Source organism: Candidatus Rhabdochlamydia sp. T3358 (genome assembly GCF_901000775.1).
In the GTDB taxonomy this organism is placed as follows: domain Bacteria; phylum Chlamydiota; class Chlamydiia; order Chlamydiales; family Rhabdochlamydiaceae; genus Rhabdochlamydia.
In genome coordinates, this window is record NZ_CAAJGQ010000012.1 from 102,590 (window position 1) to 122,023 (window position 19,434).

Sequence of the window (19,434 nt, forward strand, 5' to 3'; positions counted from 1 at the left end):
ACTTGTGTATGTACACTCATGATAACCCTCGTCATACAAATTAATAGAGGGTTACGATAAATCAAAATTGCATTTTAGCAAACTGCTCAATCCGGGATCTAAAGAACAATTAGAAGGTTTAAAGAAATATAACTTTGATGAGATATCAGCAGTTAACTTCTAAAGAAAATAAGTAGAAATTACAACAAGAAAGTGGCCTTTAAGGCCACTTATTTTTCTTTTGAGTCAAGAAAAGCCAGGCTTTTTATCAAAAAGATAAAGGTTTTCTGAGCCTGTGCTATCAAACCCTGCTTGAGATACTTCTTCTAAGATGGCAAGAACGCTCTCTTTTGCGATGCATGAGTTATCTTCAGATAAAAAGCGTAGACGCCATTGATCAATACAAAAAGTTTCTGGCTGTCCATCGGGCCAGATCTTGACTCCTCTATTACTGATCATTTGTAAGATAAGCGCATTCCATTTATTTGTTGTAAGCGCTTTAACAGGATTTTGATTAGCGTAGATAAAAACATCAACACCAATGAGGTCTCTTTTCGCGGCAGTAGAATGAGTATGAGTATGAATAGTCTGAAACTTATTCTTATTTTGATAAGTAACAGGAGTCAAATGCTGCGGTTTTTCGCCTAAGAATTTGATTACCTGTGAAGCAAATTCTTGTGTCCCCATTTTATACTTGCTAACCCCCTCTTTAAAAATATCATATGTATGAAACCCTTCTTCTATTGTTTTCAACCATGCATTATGGATCCTTTCAGCTAATAGAGTCTCTTCCAAGTAAAGGAGCATGAGTACGCTTCCCAAGAGAAGAGCAGAAGGATTCGCTACATTTTGTCCAGCTCTTCTTGGAGCAGAGCCGTGAATTGCTTCAAACATCGCACCTCTATCACCAATATTGGCAGAGCCTGCAATTCCAACTGATCCAGAAATTTGAGCTGCTACATCAGAGAGAATATCTCCATAAAGATTAGGCATGACAATGACATCAAATATTTCCGGGGTATCAGCTAATTTAGCAGCCCCAATATCTACAATCCAGTGTTCATTCTGAATATGGGGATATTCTTTTGCAATTTCATCAAATACCTTATGAAATAATCCATCGGAGAATTTCATGATATTATCTTTTGTAAAGCAAGTTACTTTTTTTCGATTATGGTGGGAAGCATATGCAAAAGCATAACGAATAATTTTTTCTGAGCCAGGACGAGAAATAATTTTAAGTGATTTATATACATCCTGCGTTTGGCGGTATTCAATTCCTGCATATAAATCCTCTTCATTTTCTCTTACAATAACTACATCCATTTTAGGGTGTTTTGTAGCAATAAAAGGCGCATAAGAGATGCATGGACGTATATTCGCATATAATCCTAAAGTAGTGCGAATAGTTACATTTAAGCTTTTAAACCCACCACCTTGTGGGGTAGTAATAGGCGCTTTTAAAAAAGCTTTTGTGTTACGTAATATTTCCCAAGAGTTATATGCAATTCCTGTTAGAATACCTTTGTTGTATACTTGTTCTCCTATTTCAATAGAATGAATATCTAAAGGAGCACCTGCTTCTTGTAGAATATGTAAGGTGGCTTTCATGATTTCAGGTCCAATTCCGTCACCATGAGCTACTGCTATAGGAATTTTTTTGCTCATTATTACCTCGATTAAAAAGTTTATCTTTTACGGCTTTTTTTTGAAGACTTCAAGCAAAAATAGGATTTGCATATACTGTCAAATACACAAACACAAAAGTTTTTATGCAAGAAATACAAGAAATACAAGAAATACTCGATAGACAGAAGCAATATTTAGCGCATTATTTTACCAACTTGCCTTTAGAGCAGCTGCAAAAAGTAATCAAACAATGTGGCAAAGTATCGGGGTTATTGGTCCTTACAGGGGTTGGAAAAAGTGGAATTATTGCTGAAAAAATTGCAATGACGCTTATTTCTACAGGAACAAAAGCATTATACTTTCCTCCCACTAATTTTTTACATGGAGATATAGGGATCTTATCCGAGAAGGATTTACTTTTATTATTCAGTCGTAGTGGAGAAACAGAAGAGCTATTACATCTAATCCCTTTTGCTAAAAAAAGAAAAACACCCATTGTAGCAGTTGTTTCTCATCTAGATTCACGTCTTTCTCGTTTAGCTGATTTATCTATTTATTTGCCTGTTGAAAAAGAATTGTGTCCTTTTAACTTGGCTCCAACCACTTCTACAATGGTACAGTTATTATTCGGAGATCTTCTAGCTGTCTCTTTGATGCATAAAAACCAATTTGATCTTATCAAGTATTCTCTCAACCATCCTGCTGGTTCCATTGGTAAAAAGGTGACATTAAAAGTAGAAGACTTGATGTTTTGCAATCAAAATATCCCTCTAGCTGATCCCTCAGATAAGCTCATTGATGTTTTATTTGAACTATCTGATAAAAAATGTGGAGCAATTTTGATTGTGGATAAAACAAAAAAGCTGCTAGGCATCTTCACCGACGGAGACTTGCGAAGGGCTTTGCAGTTGAAGGGCACTTTTGCTCTAGAGCAATCAATGAGGGATTTAATGACAAGCTCTACTGTAGTTGTAAAGAGAGACTTGCTTGCTTGGGATGCACTAGCTCTCATGCAAAGAGATCCAAAAAAATATATCACGATTTTACCTGTTGTGTTAGAGGATCGTACCGTAATAGGTATTTTACGTATGCACGATATTATTCAAGCAGGAATTGCTTAAAAGTTATTAATTTTGTTTTATCAAGGAGCTTTAAGAAAATGGAATGTTTTCTGATTGTAGTTGTTTTTGCCTTGGGGTATTTAGCAATTATTTTAGAGTATTATATCAGAGTAAATAAAACAGCTGTTGCACTGCTTATCGGCGTCATTTGTTGGACGATTTATATGGCATGCAAAAATTCGTCTGACTTATATAGTTTGGGTCATCACGTTTCAGAGATTTCACAAATTATCTTCTTTTTAATCGGAGCTATGACGTTAGTAGAGCTTATTGATTCTCATCGTGGCTTTAAGATAGTTACAGACCGATTAAGGACAAGATCTAAAAGAAAAATGTTATGGGTCATTTCAGTCGCTTCATTTTTCCTCTCTGCTGTTCTTGATAATCTAACTACAACTATTTTAATAGTGTCCTTATTACGTAAATTAATCCCTGATAGAAAAGAGAGATTCTTAATGGTTTGCATTGTCGTAGTTGCTGCAAACGCAGGGGGTGCTTGGACACCAATTGGAGATGTTACAACTACAATGCTCTGGATCAACGGTCAGCTTTCTAGTTTTTCTGTGATAAAAGCCTTAATTATCCCATCGATAATCTCGCTGCTCATTCCTCTTATTTGGTATTCTTTAAGATTAAAGGGAAGATTTGCTTCAGCTGATCTACAAAAAGTAGAACCTGCTGAACCTGGAGCCAAGGTTGTCTTTTGTTTAGGAATAGGAGGTTTGGTTTTTGTTCCTATTTTTAAAGGGCTAACAGGGCTTCCTCCTTTCATGGGGGTGATTTTAGCTTTAGCTCTTTTATGGATTGTTACAGACCTAATGCACTATCCGCATGAGGAAAGAAAGCATTTGAGGGTACCTCATGTGCTTACTCGAGTAGATACTTCAGGGGTATTGTTTTTTTTAGGGATTTTACTATCTGTAGCAGCATTGCAATCTGCTGGGATGCTAAAAATTGTAGCAGAGTGGTTAAATAAAACAATTGATAACCCAGCCTTGATTGCTACTTTACTAGGCATTTTTTCTGCAATCATAGACAACGTTCCTTTAGTCGCAGCTACAATGGGCATGTATCCTTTGGAAGTATTTCCAATGGATTCTTCTTTTTGGCATATGATTGCTTATGCAGCTGGCACAGGAGGAAGTATTTTAATCATTGGTTCATCAGCAGGTGTTGCTATTATGGGCATCGAAAAGATTGATTTTCTCTCTTATGCTAAAAAAATGAGTATTCCTGTGGGTGTGGGCTACTTGGCAGGGATGGCAAGTTATTTAATTCTCAGGCCCTTTTTAGCTTAAATTCAATGGCGTTTATATTTTTTTTCCTCTATGAAAAAGCGAATAAAAACAAGAAAAGCGATTGCGAAAAAAGCGGTATATTATGTATGTTGTTTACTTCCTTAGCGTGAAAGACAAGAAGCGCAAAAGGAATAGAATCAACGAGATTGGTTCAAAAGATGTTTAACAGCAAAACAGAAGTGACGTGCAAGCAAAATAGAGCTTGTGTAAATGGAATGAATAAAATCATTTTATTTGCCTGTTAATTTTTTTAATATGAGCAAATTTTCAAGAAATATTTTTCTGAGAATTTGATCTTGGTTCAGATTGAATGCTGGCAGCGTGGATGAGGCATGCAAGTCGAACGAGGCTAGAGGGCAACCTTTAGTTTAGTGGCGAAAGGGTTAGTAATACATGAATAACTTACCCTTTACCTGGGGATAACGACTGGAAACAGGCGCTAATACCGAATGAGGTACCGATAAGAGTTTATTGGCTATCAAAGTGGGGGACCTTGTAAAGAGGCCTTGCGGTAAAGGATAGGTTCATGGGATATCAGCTAGTTGGTGTGGTAAAGGCGCACCAAGGCTAAGACGTCTAGGCGGATTGAGAGATTGACCGCCAACATTGGGACTGAGACACTGCCCAAACTCCTACGGGAGGCTGCAGTCGAGAATCTTTCGCAATGGGCGAAAGCCTGACGAAGCGACGCTGCGTGAGTGATGAAGGCTTTCGGGTTGTAAAACTCTTTCGCGCAAGAGCAAAGTGTATTAGTGAATAACTGATACATGTGAGAGTACTGCGTAAAGAAGCACCGGCTAACTCCGTGCCAGCAGCTGCGGTAATACGGAGGGTGCAAGCATTAATCGGAATTATTGGGCGTAAAGGGCGCGTAGGCGGGATTAAAAGTCAGATGTGAAATTCCGAAGCTCAACTTCGGAGCCGCATTTGAAACTGCAATTCTTGAGGGATGGCGGAGGAAACGGAATTCCACATGTAGCGGTGAAATGCGTAGATATGTGGAAGAACACCTGTGGCGAAAGCGGTTTTCTAGCTTTTACCTGACGCTGAGGCGCGAGAGCAAGGGGAGCAAACAGGATTAGATACCCTGGTAGTCCTTGCCGTAAACGATGTATACTTGATGTAGTTAGGCTCAACCCTGGCTGTGTCGTAGCTAACGCGATAAGTATACCGCCTGAGGAGTACGCTCGCAAGGGTGAAACTCAAAAGAATTGACGGGGGCCCGCACAAGCAGTGGAGCATGTGGTTTAATTCGATGCAACGCGAAGAACCTTACCCAGGCTCGAAATGCAAAGGACAGCATCAGAAATGATGTGTTCCGAAAGGACCTTTGTATAGGTGCTGCATGGCTGTCGTCAGCTCGTGCCGTGAGGTGTTGGGTTAAGTCCCGCAACGAGCGCAACCCTTATCATTAGTTGCCAACACGTGAAGGTGGGGACTCTAATGAGACTGCCTAGGTTAACTAGGAGGAAGGTGAGGATGACGTCAAGTCCGCATGGCCTTTATGTCTGGGGCTACACACGTGCTACAATGGTCGGTACAGAAGGCAGCAAGACCGTAAGGTGGAGCAAATCCTATAAAGCCGATCTCAGTTCGGATTGTAGTCTGCAACTCGACTACATGAAGTTGGAATTGCTAGTAATGACGTGTCAGCAACAACGTCGTGAATACGTTCCCGGGCCTTGTACACACCGCCCGTCACATCATGGGAGTTGGTTTTACCCGAAGTCGCTGACTTAACCGCAAGGGAAGAGGCGCCTAAGGTAAGGCTGATGACTGGGATGAAGTCGTAACAAGGTAGCCCTACCGGAAGGTGGGGCTGGATCACCTCCTTTTAAGGACTAGAATAGTTCCTTAAGGTTGAGACAAGCTCTATTTTGTCCACGTCACTTCTTTTTTGCTGTTAAGCAAAGTTATCTTGATAAAACTAAATTTAGTCAGAGAGAAATCTCAAATAAAGCGCAAAGTAAATAAGTGGAAAAGATTTCACTGATGTAAATTGGCGCTTGAGAATGAAAGAAGAAGAAACGGCGAAGAAGAAAGCTCGAAATTAGCAGCAAAAAAGTTTTGTAATCAAGCTGCTAAGGGCTGTTGGTGGATGCCTTGGCATCGAAAGGCGAAGAAGGACGTGTAACCTGCGAAAAGCTTCGGGGAGTCGGAAAAGGCGTAGAACCGAAGGTATCCGAATGGGGCAACCCGATAGAGAAGCCCTCTATCATCTTTAAATGAATACATAGTTTAAAGAGGCGAGACCTGCTGAAGTGACACATCTCAGTAAGCAGAGGAAAAGAAATCTAGAAGAGATTCCCATAGTAGCGGCGAGCGAAGTGGGAAGAGCCCAAACCAGGGATTTATTCCTGGGGTTGTAGGGCCTATTATAAAGCGAAGTTGAACCTAGCAAAATGGCATGGAAAGGCCAACGGAACAGGGTGAGAGTCCCGTATGCGAAAGGAGAGATAAGCGAGATAGGTACCTGAGTAGGACCGGGCACGGGAAATCCGGTCTGAAACTGGGGGGACCACCCTCCAAGGCTAAATACTAAAACGATGACCGATAGTGAACAAGTACCGCGAGGGAAAGGTGAAAAGAACCCCTGTTAGGGGAGTGAAATAGAAACTGAAACCAGCAGCTTACAAACGGTCGAAGGCCTATGCACCGCAAGGTGAATGGCTGACGGCGTGCCTTTTGCATGATGAGCCAGCGAGTTAAGCTACATGGCAAGGTTAAAGAACAAACGTTCTGGAGCCGAAGCGAAAGCGAGTGTGAATAGCGCGATATAGTCGTGTGGCTTAGACACGAAACCAAGTGATCTATCCATGACCAGGATGAAGTTCGGGTAAAACCGATTGGAGGTCCGAACCAGTGTCTGTTGAAAAAGACTTGGATGAGTTGTGGATAGGGGTGAAAGGCCAATCAAACTTGGAGATATCTTGTTCTCTTCGAAATAACTTTAGGGTTAACCTCGGCAGTACCGACTCGGGGGTAGAGCACTGAATCCACAAGGGAGGCTACCGCCTTACCGAAGGGAATCAAACTCCGAATACCGAGAAGGAAGCCGGGAGATAGACTGTGTGGGATAAGCTACATAGTCAAAAGGGGAACAGCCCAGATCGCCGATTAAGGCCCCAAATTCTATGCTAAGTGAGTAAGGAAGTGAAGTTTCAAAGACAGTTGGGATGTTGGCTTAGAGGCAGCCATCATTTAAAGAGTGCGTAACAGCTCACCAATCGAGAAACTTTGCGCCGATAATAGACGGGACTAAAGCATAGAGCCGAAATCGCGGGTGTATCGCAAGATATGCGGTAGGAGAGCGTAGTATGTGCAGTGAAGATATACCGTGAGGAGTGTTGGAGCGCATACTAGTGAAGATGCATGGCATGAGTAAACGATAAAAGAGGTGAAAATCCTCTTCGCCGAAAACCTAAGGTTTCCAGGGTAAAGTTCGTCTTCCCTGGGTTAGCCGGTCCCTAAGCTAAGGCTGAAAAGCGTAGGCGATGGGAAGCAGGTTAAATATTCCTGCGCCGCTAAAGAGCAATGGTGATGAGATGACGGAGTAAGTTAAGCGTGCGGACTATTGGATGTCCGTGGAGCTGTGAGGAGGGTCTGAAGGAAAATCCGCAGACAAAAATCTAGGCAGCGACTAAAGGGAACCGAAAGGGGAACTGATAACGTAGCGCGATGCTTCCAAGAAATAGTTTCTAGCCGTAATTTAGCGACCGTACCAAAACCGACACAGGTGGGTGGGATGAATATTCTCAGGCGCGCGAGACAACTCTCGTTAAGGAACTCTGCAAATTACCCTCGTAACTTCGGGAGAAGAGGGGCCAGGATTCGTAATATTCTTCGCGAATAGAAGCGAGGCTTGGTCGAAGAGAAATGGCCCAGGCGACTGTTTAACAAAAACACAGCACTATGCAAAGTCGTCTAAGACGACGTATATGGTGTGAAGCCTGCCCAATGCCAAAAGGTCAAAAGGAGATGTCAGCTAAGCAATTGGCAAAGCATTGAATTAAAGCCCTGGTGAATGGCGGCCGTAACTATAACGGTCCTAAGGTAGCGAAATTCCTTGTCGGGTAAGTTCCGACCTGCACGAATGGCCTAACGATCTGGGCACTGTCTCAACGAGAGACTCGGTGAAATTGTAGTAGCGGTGAAGATGCCGTTTACCCGCAACAAGACGGAAAGACCCCGTGAACCTTTACTATACTCTGATATTGGCTTTTGACTTTTCATGTGTAGGATAACCGGAAGACGTAGAAGTTGGCTCGTTAGGGCTAATGGAGTCGACCTTGAAATACCGGTCTTGAAGAGTTGAAAATCTAACGATATGCCGTGAAACCGGCAGTCGGACATTGTCAGACGGGTAGTTTGACTGGGGCGGTATCCTCCTAAAGAGTAACGGAGGAGTTCAAAGCTTCCCTCATCGTGGTTGGCAATCACGAATAGAGCGTAAAGGTATAAGGGAGGTTAACTGCGAGACCAACAAGTCGAGCAGATACGAAAGTAGGACTTAGTGATCCGGCGGTAGAAAGTGGAATCGCCGTCGCTTAACGGATAAAAGGTACTCCGGGGATAACAGGCTTATCGCCACCAAGAGTTCATATCGACGTGGCGGTTTGGCACCTCGATGTCGACTCATCGCATCCTGGGGCTGGAGAAGGTCCCAAGGGTTTGGCTGTTCGCCAATTAAAGCGGTACGCGAGTTGGGTTCAAAACGTCGTGAGACAGTTTGGTCCCTATCTGTTGTGGGCGTAGGATATTTGAGAAGAGCTGCTTCTAGTACGAGAGGACCGAAGTGGACGAACCAATGGTGTGCCGGTTGTACTGCCAAGTGCATAGCCGGGTAGCTATGTTCGGAAAGGATAAGCGTTGAAAGCATCTAAACGCCAAGCCTCCTTCAAGATAAGATATCCCTATGAGACCCCCTGAAGATGACAGGGTTGATAGGTTGGATGTGTAAGCATAGCAATGTGTTGAGCTAACCAATACTAATAGGTCCATTGGCTTGATTACTTTTTTTTCATCATCACTATTTTCCTTAATTTAAGGAGAATACTGAAGATGCAGCTAATAGCTGTTTTGGAAACTAACAAACTCAAGCGTCAATTTGCATTAGTGAGAGAATCTGACAAAAATTTAGTCTTGGTGGCAATAGAGAAGAGGAAATACCTGATCCCATCCCGAACTCAGAAGTCAAGCTCTTCATCGCCGATGGTACTATACTCAAGAGTATGGAAGAGTAGGTCGCCGCCAAGTTTTTTTCTATCCACCCTAGTTAGGCCAGTTCTAACTAGGGTTTTTTTATGTCTAAAAATAACACTAAATATTTTAATATAATATTTAAAGAAGTTAGTAATGTTATTACTATCTTTTTAAATAGATCTTTAATGAAATGAGAAGTATAATTGTAGGGACTATTACAAAAAAGAGAGAAGAGTTATGACAACTACTGGACAAATGATTGCTAATATTAATCCATTTGATCCAAACTTAATGCTAATATTTTCTTCTGAAGAGCAAAAAGATCTTAAAATCTGTATACAACACTGTAATCTTCAAATTAAAAATGAACAGCGATCTTGGGCAAAAATAGTTTATGATAACAAGGTCACTATGATTGCTCTTGTTGCTTCTTCTGTAATTACACGCATTGCATTAAACAGCATGCTTTCTATGTCTATGGTAGCTCTTCCTCTTGCTATTGTGCCCATATTTTATGCAGTATATAAGTTTTCTTCATTGCAGAATGAAGCAAGCGATAGGTTAATAAAAACACAGAAGATTTTTACAAATATTTTCTATAAATATGGAAGCGAAGACAATACAACGGTTTCTTCTCAAAAATATCAAAATGTTAATTTTTTTATAAAAAAATTAACAGATTCACCTAGAAAATTCGCTTCTTTAGAAGCAAAAAAAACTGTTGATGAGATTATTAAAAATAATGATGAATATAAGGGCTTAGGATCTTTAGCAAAGGTGGTATTTAGCCAGGTAGTAAAAGACCAAAAACATCTAGATAAAATCAATGATTACCAAAGTACATTCCATATGGGGTCTACTTCCATTCTTTTAACAGCTCAAAATATCGATCAATTTTTTGGTCCTTATTCTTTTTTAGCTTCTAAACCATTTCTTGTAACCTCGGTGCTGTTCACTATCGGTGTTGTTAGTGGGTATGCAGCGTATAACTACATAAAGCATTGGAATGATCCGGAAATAGGAAAAGATACTTTTAGAGAAGCTCTTCCAGAACTTAATAACCTATTAGAGATCCCATAAGAGCGTCGTGCTCATAGATAGAGCTTCAAAGCAATAATGGGATCTTTTAATAGATTCCTTCTATTACTTTAAGAGCTTTTGATTCTTAAAGCATAAATAATTTCCCCTGTTAACTTCAAAAACTAAAGCTTGCACTAGAAGTGGATTAGTGCAAGAATAATAACTCTTTTAAACCTTTAGAAGCTAAAACGGTTTTCTCTATAAAGTTCTTAAGAAAATATTATATGGACTAAAAGCTATGACTAAGTACTGCGAATCTACTTATAAAACAAAGAGATGGAAAACGCGCGAAGTTATGGTTGGTAATGTAGGGGTTGGAGGAAATAATCCCGTACGTATTCAATCCATGACTACCTCTAATACGCGTGATGTTGAAGCTACAATAGATCAAATCGTTCGGCTTGCTGATGCAGGTTGTGAAATTGCTAGGGTAACGGTTCAGGGGATGAAAGAAGCCGATGCTTGCGAAGGGATTAAGAGTGGGCTTCTTCTACGAGGATATTCAATTCCTCTTGTTGCTGATATACACTTCTTCCCTCCTGCGGCGATGAGAGTTGTTGATTTTGTCGATAAGGTGCGAGTAAATCCTGGTAATTATGTAGATAGAAGAGCTTCGTTTAAAACGATTGAATACGATGATGCTTCCTATGCAAAAGAAATAGAAAAAATCGAAGAAAAATTTACTCCTCTTGTAGAAAAATGCAAGGTTTTGAAGAGGGCAATGCGTATAGGTACAAATCACGGTTCTTTGTCAGATCGCATTATGAACCGTTATGGCGATACACCACAGGGAATGGTGGAATCAGCATTAGAATTTGCCAGAGTGTGTCGCAAGAATAACTATCACGATTTTATGTTCTCCATGAAATCATCTAATCCACAGGTAATGATTTTAGCCTATCGGCTTTTAGTTGCTGAAATGATGGCTTTAGGTTGGGATTATCCACTGCATTTAGGAGTCACAGAAGCAGGAGAGGGAGAAGATGGCCGAGTTAAATCAGCTATGGGAATTGGTTCTCTTCTTTTAGATGGAATAGGAGATACCATTCGTGTTTCTCTAACAGAAGATCCTTGGTATGAAATTGATCCTTGTCAACGTCTTATTACATTGGCTTCTACATATGAGAAAAAACAAGGCATGCTCCCTTTTGAAGAGGCTTATCGCCATATCGAAAAGATAGAGCGGCGCACAATTAATCTACTAAGAGATATCTCTTTGCATAGAGATGGAACAGTCCTTGTTGGTATAAATAAGAGTGATATAGAAGAGGGCAGCTTTTATAAAAAATTAGGATGTGATGTTCAACTAGGGCTGCCTAAACTCAAAAGAGCTAGCGTTGATTGTATTGTATTAGATAGAGACGTTGATTTTAATACTCCTGTTAAGAATCTACAAGAAATGGGAATGAGCGTATTTTCCCACAATTCAATTGAGGGTGGAGTTAAGCTTGTTTCTTTATCAGAAGTTGGAGAAGCTTCATCTAAGCTAGCTCTTATACCGTCTTCATTGGCTGTTATGATAAAAGATGATTCCCTTGTAGAATGGGAAAAACTTGTAGAGATGCAACCAGCGCTTATTATTTTAGCACCAGAAGATAATCGATTACATTACTGTAGACAATTTTTTGACTGGCTTCAAAAAAAGAAGCTGCAAATTCCTGTTATTTTACATTTTAGCTACGACTGTACTCAAGAAGACCTTATTATTCAATCCGCTACAGAGCTAGGGGCACTTCTTTGCGATGGTTTGGGGGATGGAATTTGGCTAAAGGGCCCATATAATATCGATTTCTTAAGAAATTTAAGCTTTAGCATCTTGCAGTCTGCAAGAATGCGTACTTTCAAAACCGATTTTATCTCTTGTCCAAGTTGTGGTAGAACGCTTTTTGATCTTCAAGATGTTTCTAAACGTATCCGTGCACGTACTTCACATCTTCCTGGTGTGAAAATTGCTATTATGGGTTGTATTGTAAATGGCCCGGGAGAAATGGCAGATGCAGATTTTGGCTATGTTGGATCCAAACCAGGGAAGATCGATCTCTATCTTGGGAAAATCTGTGTGGAAAAAGATATTGACTTTGCTGATGCCGACGATCGCTTAATTGAACTTATCAAAAAACAGGGGCTATGGATAGAACCAGAAATAGTAGCAGAAATTACTTAAAGCCTTGTTATGTTCTAACAATAATAACTATAGCGATCTGCATATGGACCAGTCTTGTATATGGTGCAGCAAAAGACGATGCTAATCCTGTATGGAATAAAGACCCTTTAATTCAACACATCTATTGGCAAGTAATTAAATCTATAGAGCATCTTGAAGATCTACCTGGTATAAAAGATGTACCTAAAATAGCAAAGTCTATTTCTATTCTTAAACCTGGCCTAAAAAAGTTTTGGACTAGGCTTGTACAAGAGGGTTTTGTAATTATAGAAGAAACAGACAAAGTAGGCAGGCCTTATGCTGTATATCTACAAGCGATTATTGAGGATACACTATCTTCTGAACTGCAAAAAGGACAGCTAACATCGCTGAAAGGAGTAATACATACCCCTATGCCGGCCACGCCATTTTGTACAGAAGGGAAGATTTCAAAAGATTTAATGGTAACAACTATTGAAAAAGATTACTTGCGTTTAGGCACTGTTTTATGTCGAGCCATCATTGCTAGAGAGTATCTATCTAGAGGAGGACAACTTGATATTATTTATCCTAAATACGGGAAGCCACGAAGGCTAGATCAATGGAAAATCTATCAAGAAACCTTAAAAAAATATTCTGTATGTCTTAAGGATCACCCTTTAGATTGTATATCTATGAATAAAGATTTGGTTGGGGCCTATTATTTATTTAAAGATCTAAAAGAAAAAGAATTTGCTTTTGCAATAAGCGCTTCTCAAGCAAATGATGTACCAGAAAAAAACATCTTTGGTTTTTGGTTTAATCTTCGAGGAAAAACCGTTTTTGGTTTATGGTTTGATGAGTTAAAAGCTTCTACTTCTATTTATAAAAGAATTTCAGAGGTAGAAAAATTTATTAAAGAACGTGATTTTCCACTTTTTTACAAACATAGCTCGTAAAATATTTTTTTGATTAGTACAGACTTTCAAAAGTTAATTTTTATTATGAAAACAACAATTAATTAAAATAAACTTGTTAATAAATACAACAAATATTGCTGTATTACTGTATAAGAACTTAGGATGAATTTATCTCAAGTTAGAGGATTAATTATGTTTTCTATAGAAAAATCTCTTTCTCAACAAATCAGAAACTCTCTACAAAAAACAAATAACTTGTTTACTCAATTCTATTTAAAAGATATTTGGGAAACTACGGTAAGTAATCAGACAGTTTTTAAGAAACCATTAGCTTTTATTTGTTATTTGAAGAAAAGAAAACAATTACTTAAAAAATCCAAAAAAATAAACAAAGTATTTTTATTCTCTATAAAAACGATCATTTGTGCTGCACATGAAAGATGGCCTTTAAACGTAAATCCTGATTACCTATACAAAAGTTTATTAGCTCCTGGAAGTAGAAGATGGAGCAAGCAAGAATTTTATAGGGTCCTCCGAGAAAAAGAAGAGAACTATCAAAGAGCAGCAGCTCTATTTTTTGAAGGTTTAAAAAATCATTTTTTTTATTTAGTTCCTCACAAAAAAGAACGTAGTAATCCACAGTTAAGAAAAGTATTTTTTGATGCAGTATTGCATGTTTTACAAGATCCTAAGATACAAAAAGCAGCCATTAAGAGATCTACAAGAAAATCAAAAGTTCATTTATTAGCTACTCATAAGATGAAAGATATTAAAGAAATATTCTATGAAAAAGAATCAGAGGTTAACTCTTTTGAGGAGGCGGCTTAAAAAGAAGATTTTCCTGCAATGTAACCTGTTGTCCAGGCATTTTGAAAATTAAATCCGCCTGTGATTCCATCAATATCAAGAATTTCTCCTGCAAAAAAAAGTCGAGGGCATATTTTACTTTGCATTGTTTTAAAATCTACTTCTTTTAAAGTGATTCCCCCACAAGTGACAAATTCTTGTTTATTGGTCGTTTTCCCCTTAACTTGGTAGCGATCTTCCGTAAGTTTTTGTGCAAGATTTTTTAGCTTTTGTAAAGGAATTTCTATAAGTCGTTTTTTATAGGAGATGCCTAACATCTCTAAAAACGTCTTCCATAGATTTTTGGGTAAGTCAAATAGGTTTTCTTGTAAAAGTGTTTTGTGAGGGAAAAGAACTTTTGCTTCTTGTAATTTAGCAAAGGCGATTTCTTTAGAGAGAGTTACCCAGTTAATCATTAACTGTGCTTGATAGTTCTGCTCATGCAAATATTTGGAACCCCAAGCAGATAGTTTTAAAATAGCAGGGCCACTAAAACCAAAATGTGTGATTAAAATGGGGCCTTCTTGAACGAGCTTTGTCCCTAGAATTTGCAGGCGAACAGGATTAACAGAGACTCCACTTAAATCTTTTAAAGAAGAAGTAGGAACGTTAAACGTAAATAGTGAAGGGACCGGTTTTTGAATAGTATGACCTAACTGTTCTGCCCATTTATAACCTTGAGGACTACTGCCTGTAGCTAGTAGAAGATTTGTGGTTTGGTAAATCTGATCTTTTTTTGTGTGCAGAGTAAAGTAAGATTCATGATGTTCGAGTGTTTCAATATGCTCTGTTAGCTTAATAATCACCGCTAATCTATGAGCTTCTTGTAATAAGGCCTGAATGATTGTTTCCGATTGATCTGTTTGAGGGAAAATACGTCCATCAGCTTCTGTTTTTAAAAGTACTCCTTTGGACTCAAACCATTTTATCGTATCGCCTGGTCCAAAAACATGAAAAGGGCCAAGAAGCTCTTTTTCTCCTCTGGGATAATTTTTAATCAGTTGTTTGGGCTCAAAGCAAGCATGAGTTACATTACATCTTCCCCCTCCAGAAATGCGCACCTTTGTAAGTAAGACGGCATTTTTTTCAAGTAGGAGAATATTTGCTGTTGGACAGGTTAACTTAGCGTTAATGGCTGCAAAAATACCAGCAGCTCCTCCTCCTAAAATAATCAAATCATAAAGCATAAAAAAGATTATTTTTTGCGATTGATAGGACAGCTATTTTTTCCCAAAATCTGATACAGAATACACCAACTAAAGAGAGCTTCTAGTAAGGTGAATGCACCAAATATTAGCAAAAGCCAACTACTTTTCCAAATCGAACAGGCAATGAGAATGAACGCCAAGCTTAAACGAATCAATCGATCTTTGGATCCTATATTTTTTTTCATATTTTTTTCTTTCTTTGAGTTATTGCCGGGAATGCAATAAATCTTTTAATTTTTCAATTACTATAGGGGAAGCGCCTTTGCAGTAATTAGTACAGATTGACTGATAGAGAGGTTTTTCTGTATTAATATAACTAGATTTTCTTTCAATTATTTTGCATATCGCAGGAATGCTTGTATCTAATTTTTGGGAAATCTTTTCTATGGGAACTTGATCATTAAATTGTTGCATGACTCTTTTTTCCAGAGTGCTTAAAGATAAATCAAGTGGTTGAGCAGAGATATCATTCTCTGATATTAAAAAAGAAGGTAAATGGTAAGGATAAGGGATCATGTGTGTTTCCAGATTTATTTTTTCTGTTCAAGTATTTGCCAACGTAAATAGAGCTGCTCAATTTGGTTTTCCTTTAGAGCAATCTTTGCGCAAATCTCTGTGAGATCATTTGTGTCTTTTATTGTTTCTAGTAATTGATTGAGCTGTTTAATCTCTTCTTCTAAAGCTTCAATTTTTTTTTCAATTTGCTGATATTCTTTTTGCTCTGAGTAAGAGAGTTTTGGTTTAGCAATAGGGGATTGTTTGTTTTCTTTGGATTTAAGAATGACTGGGTTTTTTTGGGCTGCTTGCCATTGAGCGTAATCTGGATACAGAGTGGTTTGATTAAGGTCTCCTAAACTAAGTAAGCAATTACAAACCCGATCAAGCATGCAGCGGTCATGAGTGATTAATACAATAGCTCCAGGAAAGTCGATTAAACTCTCTTCTAAGCTCTCTAAGGTGGGAATATCTAGATCATTAGTTGGTTCATCTAGTAAAAGAATATCTGCTTGCTTAAGCATGAGATGTGCAATAGAGATTCGTGCTTTTTCTCCACCCGAAAGAGAGCCAATAGGCATATTTAATAAATCAGGCGAAAATAAAAATCGTTTACACCAACCATTTACATGGATGGATTGTCCTCGAAAGGAGATATAATCTCCATTAGGAGAGAGGGCTTCTTTGAGAGTAATATGATCAGGAATTTGTGTTTTATGTTGATCAAAGTACACGATTTTAATTCCTTCGGCTTCTTTAATAGTTCCAAGATCAGGAAGAAGCTCCTTTGCAAGAATACGTAAAAGAGTTGTTTTTCCAGAACCATTAGGACCCATTAGGCCTATGCGAGTTTTAGGGCTCAAAGTAAAGTCTACATGTTCAAAAAGTGTTTTATCTCCCATTTTTTTAGAAAGATTTTTAGCTACAAGTAGCTTGTTTGTTTCTCTTTGAGTTGCAGAAAAACAAATATCTGTTTTTTTTTGACGATTTCTGTCTTGTACAAGGGTTAAATTTTGGAGTACTTCACTTGCTGTATCTATCCTTGATTGTGCTTTTGTTGTACGTGCCTTAGGGGTTTGACGCAACCAATCTTCTTCTCTACGCGCTTTAGAAGCAAGCGAGCGCTCTTGCTGGATCTGACCTTGTAAAAACTGCTCTTTTTTAGCTAAAAAGTTAGCATAGGAGCCATCAATGGCAAACATTCCTTTGGGATAAGCATAATTAATTTCTATTAATCGATTGACTACGTTTTGTAAAAAATATCGATCGTGACTAACCAAAACATAAGAATGGATTTCTTTAATAAGAAGTTTTTCTAGCCATAGGATCCCTTCAAGATCTAAATGATTTGTCGGTTCGTCAAGCAGTAAAAGATCCGGGGATAAAATCAACTGCTGAACCACGCTGAGTCTTTTTTTCCAGCCTCCTGAGAGCAAAGCCGCTGTTGTTGGATGTTTTTTGTTAAACTCCATTTTACTAAGCCAGGTTTCTACAAGTAGTTGTTTGTCATAGTCTGTAAGATTTTCTTTTGTTAAAGCATCCATTAAAACTTGTTCAACTGGTATGGAAGGAAATTCACAGGATTGTGGAACGTAGCCAATTTTTAATCCCTTTTTAGAAATAACCTCTCCAGAATCGGGGTTTTCTAGTCCTGTTAAAATTTTCAAGAAAGTGGATTTCCCAGAACCATTAGGACCAATTAATCCTAAGCGATCTTTGGTAAAGATGCTAATGGACAGATCAGTAAATAGAGTCTTAGTTCCAAATGACTTAGAAAGAGACTGAGAATTTAAAAGAAGTGTCATAACAGGTTAAGAAAATATTTATTATCTAGATTGGGAAAAGAAAAAGCCAAGAATTTTTGAATCCTTGGCTTTAAAAAACTAAAAAGACTAACCGCGATCACGACGAGAGCGGAAAGGAGGACGATCGTTACCAAAAGAACGATTACCACCACCACCACCTGCTCGATCATCTCGGCGTGTAAAATTGGTTTTTTGCTCAGGACGTGCTTCATTTACAATCAGATTGCGTCCCTCGTATAGAAAGCCGTTTAATGCTTTTGCAGCGTTTTGAGCATCTTCTGCACTTTCCATTTCAACAAAGCCAAAGCCTTTTGAGGCATCGCCATTTGCTCTGTCTACTACAATGCGAGCAGAAATGATCTTGCCGTATTCGGCAAAAAGGTTATGCAGCTCTTCTTCAGTTGTTTTAAAAGGTAGGCTGCCTACATACAGCTTTTTGCTATTTGATTCGTTCATAAATTCTCCAAGAATACATACAAATCGTTAAAATTATTTTAACGATATTAAAAAATTAACACTGAAGTTGATTCGCGGAATCTAAAGCGCCGGCTAAAAAACGGGACGCGGGTGACAACACACGGGACCAACACGAAAGTGTGGTGAAAAAAAACTCTTAAAATTAGAGTTTGCTCACTAGGGCCTAGTATAGCTTAAAGGAAGATTCCCTGTCCATATTAAACAATAAAAAAATAAATCAATTTATTTATTTACAGTATGTCTTGGGATAGATAAGGCCCCCCATTCAGGCTGCTGGGTATATTCTCTAAAAGCTTGGATTATCTCTTTTGTTCTTCCCCCTACTTCTCCTGTTCCAATCTGATGATGATCTATTTTAATCACAGGCATAATTTCTTTATTACTAGCAGTGATAAAGGCCTCATCGATCGTAGATAGCTCCTCATAAGTAATGGGGCTAAATTGAATAGGAAATTTTTTATCTGCTAACTTAAGAACAATCTCACGAGTAACTCCAAGTAATATTTCATCAGAATTGCATGTGTATAATGTATTTTTTTTAAAATAGAAGAAGTTACTAGTGGTTGCTTCTAATAGCTCTCGGGCTTGATTTAAATAAATAGCTTCTTTTGCTTGATGGTTTGCATGCAGGGTGACAATTGCTGGAATATATTGGGTTGTTTTAAGTTTTGGAAAACTGCGTGCTAAAGAAGTAGTAATTGCAGAAATCCCTTTTGTATAAAAATCTGGTGGATACTTCGTTAATGCAAAGACAAGAACAATAAGAGAAGCTTTTTGAGGAGTAAATTGATCGGTACTAATTCCTCCTGTTACAATAATTTTAATACCTGCTTCTTCTATTTGATTCATCTCAATCAAAGAATCGATAATTTTTGCAATCTCAGCTAAGCTGCAAGGGATTTTTAAATTCAAGTTTTCAGCAGAGTAATTTAACCTTTCGAGATGGTCCCAAAGATGAAAAGGGCGTTTTTTGTAAGTGCGTAAATAATCAAAAACACCAAATCCTCTTAAAATAGAGAGATCAAAAACAGAAAGCTTGGCTTCACTCTCTGGTACATAGTTTCCATTTATATAATAAATAGGTTGACTCATGGGATCTAAGCTTTTTTAGATTAGCTTAACAAAGTCGTTCTTCTTAGTAAAGCTGTTTGGTTTTTTTGTAATATATAAACATATATATAAAAATAGTTGCGCAATTTCTAAAAACAGTTTATGAATCGTGAATGTAAAATAAACTTGAAAATGGACTATC

13 protein-coding genes and 3 rRNA genes are annotated in these 19,434 nt (G+C 38.3%); 9 read left to right on the forward strand and 7 right to left on the reverse strand.

The window, feature by feature from the left end:
• Positions 1-225: 225 nt before the first annotated feature.
• Entirely contained in the window at positions 226-1,647 is a 1,422-nt protein-coding gene (locus tag RHTP_RS03615; protein WP_138106766.1) for an NADP-dependent isocitrate dehydrogenase, read from the reverse strand.
• A gap of 104 nt (positions 1,648-1,751) precedes the next feature.
• On the opposite strand from RHTP_RS03615, the gene RHTP_RS03620 reads away from it, so the two are divergent.
• The 9 genes from RHTP_RS03620 (at position 1,752) to RHTP_RS03660 (ending at position 14,179) form a co-directional block, all read left to right on the forward strand.
• Entirely contained in the window at positions 1,752-2,729 is a 978-nt protein-coding gene (locus tag RHTP_RS03620) for a KpsF/GutQ family sugar-phosphate isomerase (protein WP_138106767.1), read from the forward strand.
• A gap of 38 nt (positions 2,730-2,767) precedes the next feature.
• A complete protein-coding gene (nhaD, locus tag RHTP_RS03625) occupies positions 2,768-4,027 on the forward strand; it encodes a sodium:proton antiporter NhaD (protein WP_138106768.1) in 1,260 nt (419 codons plus the stop codon).
• 278 nt (positions 4,028-4,305) lie between these two features.
• Positions 4,306-5,862: ribosomal RNA gene (locus tag RHTP_RS03630) — 16S ribosomal RNA — on the forward strand.
• Positions 5,863-6,098: 236 nt separating this feature from the next.
• Positions 6,099-9,040: ribosomal RNA gene (locus RHTP_RS03635) — 23S ribosomal RNA — on the forward strand.
• A gap of 128 nt (positions 9,041-9,168) precedes the next feature.
• Positions 9,169-9,283 (forward strand): 5S ribosomal RNA (gene rrf / locus RHTP_RS03640).
• The 16S, 23S and 5S rRNA genes sit together here, the layout of an rRNA operon.
• A gap of 183 nt (positions 9,284-9,466) precedes the next feature.
• Positions 9,467-10,309 carry a hypothetical protein gene (locus tag RHTP_RS03645; protein ID WP_138106769.1) on the forward strand — a complete coding sequence of 281 codons (843 nt, stop codon included), beginning with the start codon at positions 9,467-9,469 and terminating at the stop codon, positions 10,307-10,309.
• 238 nt (positions 10,310-10,547) lie between these two features.
• Positions 10,548-12,473 carry a (E)-4-hydroxy-3-methylbut-2-enyl-diphosphate synthase gene (gene ispG, locus RHTP_RS03650; RefSeq protein WP_138106770.1) on the forward strand — a complete coding sequence of 642 codons (1,926 nt, stop codon included), beginning with the start codon at positions 10,548-10,550 and terminating at the stop codon, positions 12,471-12,473.
• Positions 12,437-13,390, forward strand: a complete 954-nt coding sequence (locus RHTP_RS03655) for a hypothetical protein (RefSeq protein WP_138106771.1) — start codon at positions 12,437-12,439, stop codon at positions 13,388-13,390. The genes ispG and RHTP_RS03655 overlap by 37 nt, the downstream gene beginning before the upstream one ends.
• A gap of 153 nt (positions 13,391-13,543) precedes the next feature.
• The gene (locus RHTP_RS03660) at positions 13,544-14,179 is read left to right on the forward strand and encodes a hypothetical protein (RefSeq protein WP_138106772.1); all 636 of its coding nucleotides are present in this window, start codon (positions 13,544-13,546) and stop codon (positions 14,177-14,179) included.
• On the opposite strand, the gene RHTP_RS03665 is transcribed toward RHTP_RS03660, so the two are convergent.
• The 6 genes from RHTP_RS03665 to RHTP_RS03690 all read right to left on the reverse strand — a co-directional run bounded on the left by RHTP_RS03665 (position 14,176) and on the right by RHTP_RS03690 (position 19,274).
• Positions 14,176-15,384, reverse strand: coding sequence for a BaiN/RdsA family NAD(P)/FAD-dependent oxidoreductase (locus tag RHTP_RS03665; protein WP_138106773.1), 1,209 nt, complete (start codon positions 15,382-15,384; stop codon positions 14,176-14,178). The genes RHTP_RS03660 and RHTP_RS03665 overlap by 4 nt on opposite strands.
• 8 nt (positions 15,385-15,392) lie before the next feature.
• Complete coding sequence (locus tag RHTP_RS03670; protein WP_138106774.1) at positions 15,393-15,590, reverse strand: YgaP family membrane protein; 198 nt, start codon at positions 15,588-15,590, stop codon at positions 15,393-15,395.
• Between the two features lie 19 nt (positions 15,591-15,609).
• Positions 15,610-15,921 carry a hypothetical protein gene (locus tag RHTP_RS03675; protein ID WP_138106775.1) on the reverse strand — a complete coding sequence of 104 codons (312 nt, stop codon included), beginning with the start codon at positions 15,919-15,921 and terminating at the stop codon, positions 15,610-15,612.
• Between the two features lie 14 nt (positions 15,922-15,935).
• Positions 15,936-17,705: an ABC-F family ATP-binding cassette domain-containing protein gene (locus RHTP_RS03680; protein ID WP_138106776.1), complete on the reverse strand. Its 1,770-nt coding sequence runs from the start codon at positions 17,703-17,705 to the stop codon at positions 15,936-15,938.
• 87 nt (positions 17,706-17,792) lie between these two features.
• Entirely contained in the window at positions 17,793-18,161 is a 369-nt protein-coding gene (locus RHTP_RS03685; RefSeq protein ID WP_138106777.1) for an RNA recognition motif domain-containing protein, read from the reverse strand.
• Between the two features lie 243 nt (positions 18,162-18,404).
• Positions 18,405-19,274, reverse strand: coding sequence for an aminotransferase class IV (locus tag RHTP_RS03690; RefSeq protein WP_138106778.1), 870 nt, complete (start codon positions 19,272-19,274; stop codon positions 18,405-18,407).
• Between the last annotated feature and the right edge of the window lie 160 nt (positions 19,275-19,434).